This window comes from Candidatus Methylomirabilota bacterium (assembly GCA_036005065.1).
Lineage (GTDB): Bacteria > Methylomirabilota > Methylomirabilia > Rokubacteriales > DASRDR01 > DASYQW01.
The window spans coordinates 1-5,903 of sequence record DASYQW010000066.1; the positions used below are offsets into that span (position 1 = coordinate 1).

At 70.2% G+C, this 5,903-nt stretch carries 6 protein-coding genes; all 6 read left to right on the plus strand.

Annotation, left to right across the window (positions count from 1 at the left end):
- The coding region (locus VGW35_05365; GenBank protein HEV8307076.1) for a DNA translocase FtsK at nucleotides 1-1,832 on the plus strand (1,832 nt) is incomplete at its 5' end.
- Nucleotides 1,833-1,844: 12 nt separating this feature from the next.
- Complete coding sequence (locus VGW35_05370) at nucleotides 1,845-2,243, plus strand: hypothetical protein (GenBank protein HEV8307077.1); 399 nt, start codon at nucleotides 1,845-1,847, stop codon at nucleotides 2,241-2,243.
- 112 nt (nucleotides 2,244-2,355) lie between these two features.
- Nucleotides 2,356-3,057 carry a helix-turn-helix domain-containing protein gene (locus VGW35_05375; protein HEV8307078.1) on the plus strand — a complete coding sequence of 234 codons (702 nt, stop codon included), beginning with the start codon at nucleotides 2,356-2,358 and terminating at the stop codon, nucleotides 3,055-3,057.
- 31 nt (nucleotides 3,058-3,088) lie between these two features.
- Nucleotides 3,089-4,351 carry a competence/damage-inducible protein A gene (locus VGW35_05380; GenBank protein ID HEV8307079.1) on the plus strand — a complete coding sequence of 421 codons (1,263 nt, stop codon included), beginning with the start codon at nucleotides 3,089-3,091 and terminating at the stop codon, nucleotides 4,349-4,351.
- Nucleotides 4,351-4,947 carry an RNA 2',3'-cyclic phosphodiesterase gene (gene thpR, locus VGW35_05385; GenBank protein ID HEV8307080.1) on the plus strand — a complete coding sequence of 199 codons (597 nt, stop codon included), beginning with the start codon at nucleotides 4,351-4,353 and terminating at the stop codon, nucleotides 4,945-4,947. Before VGW35_05380 ends, thpR begins: the two co-directional genes overlap by 1 nt.
- 185 nt (nucleotides 4,948-5,132) lie before the next feature.
- Nucleotides 5,133-5,903 (plus strand): recombinase RecA (gene recA / locus VGW35_05390; GenBank protein ID HEV8307081.1); only part of this gene is annotated, 771 nt, incomplete at its 3' end.

A 5,903-nucleotide genomic window follows, 5' to 3' on the forward strand; every position in this document is an offset into this window, starting at 1 on the left:
CGGGGAGCGCCCGGGACGCGGCCGGGTTCGTCGGCGCGGTCACCGCGTGGCCCATCTCCCGCGGAGTGTCGCGACTCGGCGCCGGCATCATCTGGGCCGGCGTGACGGTACTCGGGATGCTGATCTTCACCGGCACGCCGCTGTCGGCAGCGTGGGCCAGGGTCCGCGAGCTGTCGGCTGCGGCCGGCGTTGACGAAGAGGCCGAGCCGGGGCGGGCCGCGCGAACCAAGCGCGATCGCCGGGGCCGCACTGAGGAGGATGTCCCGGTCGTGGTAGACCTCCGCGACCACGAGGCCGAGCCGGAGCCCTCGTCTCCGCCGTCCGGAACGGAATCCGACACTACCTTCGTCCCCACCCCGGCCCCGAAGGGCGGGGCCTACAAGCTGCCGCCGATCGGCCTGCTCCGCACGGCCCCCCCGTCGGCCGGCTCCACCCGGGACGAGGAGCAGACCACCGCGGCCCTGGAGCGAACATTCCGCACGTTCGGCGTGGCGGCTCGCGTGCCGAAGGCCCACCGCGGCCCGACCGTCACCCTTTATGAGGTCGAGGTGGAGGCCGGCACCAAGGTGAACAAGGTGCTGTCCCTGGCCGACGACATCGCCTATGCGCTCGCCACGCCCGACGTCCGGATCATCGCGCCGATCCCCGGGAAGTCCGCCATCGGCGTGGAGGTGCCGAACAAGGTCCGCGACTTCGTGATGCTCGGCGACGTCCTTCGGGCCCCGGCGGCCAAGGACGACCGGCACCCGCTGGCGGTGGCGCTGGGCAAGGACGTCCACGGCCGGGCTCAGATGGTGAACCTGACGAAGATGCCGCACCTGCTGATCGCTGGGGCCACCGGCGCGGGGAAGTCCTCCCTCATCAACTGCTTCATCACGTCGATCCTGATGCGAACCACACCCGAACAGGTGAAGCTGGTGCTCGTCGATCCCAAGCGGGTCGAGCTGGCGCACTTCGCCGACCTGCCGCATCTCCTGTCGCCGGTCATCGTGCATCCGAAGCGAGCCGCCGAGGCCCTGGGGTGGGTCGTCCGGGAGATGGAGCAGCGGTACGAGGCCCTGGCCATGGTGGGCGTCCGCGACGTCGACGGATACCGCGAGGGCCTCGCATCGGGCACGCTCCGGATCCCGGCCGGCCAGGAGGAGAAGTTCACTGACCTCCCGTACATCGTGGTCGTGATCGACGAGCTGGCCGACTTGATGCTGGTGTCACCGCGCGACGTGGAGGACACGATCGTCCGCATCGCCCAGATGGCAAGGGCCGTCGGCATCCACCTGGTCGTGGCCACGCAACGGCCGTCGGTCGATGTCGTCACCGGCTTGATCAAGGCGAACATCCCTTCCCGGATCGCGCTGATGACATCGTCACAGGCGGATTCGCGGGTCATCCTCGACATGAACGGTGCGGAGAAGCTCGTCGGGCACGGCGACATGTTGTACGCACCGTCCAACGCGTCGAAGCCGACGCGCCTTCAGGCCGCGTGGGTCACCGAGAAGGAGGTCCATTCGGTGTGCGAATGGATCCGAGCCCAGCGCGAACCCGAGTACGCAGCCAGCGTCGAGGGCCTGGGGCGCCCACCGATGGAAGGCGAGGACGACCTCGGTGCCGGCGACGAGCTCCTGGAACAAGCCGCTGAGCTCGTGATCCGGTCGCAGCTTGGCTCGACGTCCATGCTTCAGCGAAAGCTCAAGGTGGGGTTCGCTCGAGCCGGCCGGCTGATGGACCTGATGGAGGAGCGGGGGATCGTTGGCCCCTCCCAGGGCTCGCGGGCTCGCGACGTCCTGGTCACGCTGGAGGAGTGGGAGGAGTCCCGCTCGGCCCGCACGACCTGAGCTCGAGGTTCGATGGCCGCACCATTCGCGCAGCTCGACTTCCTGTATTGCCCGAGCGACGACGTCGCCGCCGAAGCCTCGTACTTCACCGACGTCCTGGGTGGCGAGCTGGTCTTCGCCATCGAGTCCGGGGGGACCAGGGTCGCGGCGGTCCGGCTGACCGGCGGCCCGCCGCTCCTCCTGCTAGCGGATCACGTCGAGGGCGATCGGCCGATCCTCGTCTATCGGGTGGACGACCTTGCGGCTTCGCTGGCCGAGCTCCAGTCCAGGGGATGGCAGCGGGCGGGCACGTTCGAGATCCCCCATGGACCCTGCTGTTCCTTCCGGACGGCCGGAGGGCAACGGATAGCCCTGTACCAGCTCACCCGACCCGAGGTCGCGGCCCACTTCGAGGGCCGCCGGGACTTCTGAACCGGGCGCCATCTCGTCGCCTTGTCAGCCCCGGCGCTCCGTGGGGCCACTGCCTATACTCCCACGCCACAAGCCGGATCCAGGAGGAAGCGTGCAGCGATCGACGATCGGCGTGGGCCCGGCGCTCCGAAGGGCCCGCGCGGCCCGCGGCGTCACCCTCGACGAGGCCAGCCGCGACACGAGGATCCGCCGCGAGTTCCTGGTAGCCCTAGAGGAAGAGGCCTTCGATCGCCTCCTGGGCGACGTGTACGTTCGGGGTTCGATCCGGTCGTACGCCACGTACCTCGGCCTCCCCTCGGACCAGATGGTGCACGCGTACGCGCGGTTCGCCGCGGCGCCGGCGGAGGCGCCGGCGCCGACGGGGCCACCTGCAGCGGAGAACCCCATCGGCGCACCCCGCCGTCGCGACAGCCACCTGCTGTTCGTCATGATCGCGGCGACGTTGCTGATCCTGGCGGCGTCGTTCGGGATCATCTCCACGAGGGCCTCCGCACCGCCCCCGGCCGACCTGTCCTCCGACACGGCGGGCCTGGCAGGACTGGGCCCCGGGATCGTGGCGTTGGTGGCCGCGGAGCAACCGGTCGACGTCACCGTGACGATCGACGCCGCGCCGCCGCAGACGTTCTCGTTGGAGCCCGGCGAGAGCCGCTCCTTCGAGGCCGACCTATCGCTCACGATCCGGCTGGACCACGGCGCCAGCGCCCATGTGACGGTGAACGGCGACGACAAGGGTTTCCCCGGAAGGCGCAACCGTCCCTGGCGCGAGACCTACAGCTATGGGGACGTTGGCCCCACGCCGTCACCGGCGGCGTGAGCGCGGGCCAGCCGAGGCACGCGAGAGGCCGGTGAGGGCCGAGGTCGTGGGGGTGGGCACCGAACTCCTGCTCGGACAGATCCCCAACACGAACGCCCAGTGGATCTCCGAGCGCCTGGCGGAGATCGGGGTCGACGTCCTGTACCACCAGGTGGTGGGGGACAACCCGGAACGGATCGCTGAGGCGCTTCGGCATGCGCTCTCCCATGCCGACGTGGTGATCGTGACCGGCGGCCTGGGACCAACGCAGGACGACATCACGCGCCAGGCCGTGGCTGGGGTGGCTGGAGCCCGGATGGTCCGCCGTCCCGAGCTCGAGGACATGATCCGGGCGAAGTTCGCCCGGGCGGGACGGACCATGAGCGAGTCGAACCTCGTCCAGGCGGAGGTGCCCGAGGGCGCGCGCGTGATCACCCCCGATCGAGGAACGGCGCCGGGGCTCGCGGTCGAGATCGAGCGCACGCGCCTGTACGCGCTCCCGGGTGTCCCCGCGGAGATGCGGGAGATGATGGAGGGGACCGTGCTGCGGGAGCTGTCATCGCTGGCGGGGCCGGCCTCGATCGCGTCACGGGTCGTCCGGTGCGTCGGGATCCCGGAGTCGCGCGTCGCCGAGCTCACCGATGACCTGTTCCGGGCCTCCGCCAATCCCACCGTCGCCTACCTGGCCGGCGGCGGAGAGGTGAAGGTCCGGCTGACGGCGAAAGCGAGAAGTCACGGGGACGCCGAGGCGCTGCTCGAACCACTGGTCGAGGAGGTCGCTCGGCGGCTCGGGGACCACGCGTTCACGACGACGGACGAGGAGTTGGAAGAGACCGTGGGCCGGTTGCTGCGCGACGGGGGGAAGACCCTCGCCTGCGCCGAGTCGCTGACGGGCGGTGAGCTCGGTGCCAGGATCACGTCGGTGCCGGGGGCCTCCGACTACTTCCTCGGTTCCGCAGTGTGCTACTCGCCCCGGGCGAAGCGGGAGATCCTCGGCGTCTCCCAGGAGACGATCGACGGGCCGGGTTTGGTCAGTGCGGAGTGCGCCCGCGAGATGGCTGCGGGAGCACGCCGGCTGTTCGGCGCCGACGTCGCCCTGGCGCTCACCGGCGCGGCCGGACCGCAGCCCCACGCCGGTGCGGAGCCCGGCCAGATCTGGGCGGCGCTGGAGGCCGAGGGCGTGTCGCACCAGCGTGGCCTGCGCTCGCCGGGCGATCGCGACCTCGTGCGGCGGTGGGCGGAGCAGGCCGGGCTGGACTTGGTGCGCCGCCACCTCCAGGGCGCGCCCTTGCCCAACGGGCCTCGCCCGCCGTGATGGCGCGGGACCGAGCGTCGCGACCAGAGGCCAAGGCCCTGCGGCTGTTCGTGGCGGTGGACGTGCCCGAGCAGGTCCGTGACCGGATGCAGGAGGCGATCGGGCCCTGGCGCGAGCGCCTCCCCCGGGCGAGGTGGGTGCCGAAGCAGAACCAGCACGTGACCCTGAAGTTCCTCGGCCGGACGTGGCCCCGGCTCGTGGGGTGGGTCACGGAGACCGTCGAGACAGTCGCTCGCCAGAGCGAGCCGTTCGAGACCCGCGTCACCGGGCTCGGCGTGTTCCCCTCGACGCGCCGAGCCCGGGTGCTGTGGGCGGGCCTGGACGATCCGGGTGGTCGCCTGGCCTCACTGGCTGCCGACCTCGAGGCGACGCTGGCCAAGGAGTTCACGCCGGAGAAGCGGGGCTTTACCGCTCACCTCACGGTGGCCAGGTTCGATCCGCCGGTCCCGTTCGACGGGGAGGAGATCATGGCAGCGGACGTCGCCTCGGAGCCGTTCGCCGTCGACCGGCTGGTCGTGTACCGGAGCCACCTCCGACGTCCCGCGCCGATCTACGAGGCCGTCGGGGAGTTCGCATTCGGATCCCGAGGTGATTGACCTCGAACATACGTTCGGGTAGGGTCCCGGGTTGCGGGTTCCGATTGACAATCCGGGGTTGCAGGTTCCGAATGACAGAGGTGTAATCCGTGTCAGACCCACACGCTACCGTGCGCCCTCACATCGGGGAAGAGCTCACCGGAGCCGTGCGCCGGTGGGCGAGGGGTCAGAAGGAGGCTTCGCGGATGGATCGGGACAAGATGCTCGACATGGCGCTCACGCAGATCGAGAAGCAGTACGGCAAGGGGGCGGTGATGCGGCTGGGGGAGCATCCCGCCGGCCAGGGAATCTCGGTCATCCCCACCGGCTCCATCGCCCTCGACATGGCCCTCTGCGTGGGCGGCATCCCCCGGGGGCGCATCGTGGAGGTCTTCGGCCCTGAAGGGTCGGGCAAGACCACCGTGTGCCTCCACATCATCGCCGAGGCCCAGAGGATGGGCGGTATCGCGGCCTTTGTCGACGCCGAGCACGCGCTCGATCCCACCTACGCTCACAAACTCGGCGTGAACATCGACGAGCTCCTGGTGTCGCAGCCGGACTCAGGCGAGCAGGCGTTGGAGATCGCCGACCTCCTGGTGCGCTCCGGGGCCATGGATCTCGTGGTCATCGACTCGGTTGCCGCGCTCGTGCCCCGGGCCGAGATCGAAGGCGAGATGGGCGATTCCCACGTCGGCCTGCAGGCCCGGCTCATGTCGCAGGCCATGCGGAAGCTGGCCGGCTCCCTGTCGCGGTTCGAGACCACCGCCATCTTCATCAACCAGCTCCGGGAGAAGATCGGCGTGATGTTCGGCAATCCCGAGACCACGCCGGGCGGTCGCGCGCTCAAGTTCTACTCGTCGATCCGCCTCGACGTCCGCAAGATCGAGAACCTGAAGGACGGCACCGAGGTGGTGGGGTCCCGCACCAGGGTGAAGGTGGTGAAGAACAAGGTCGCCCCGCCGTTCAGGCAGTGCGAG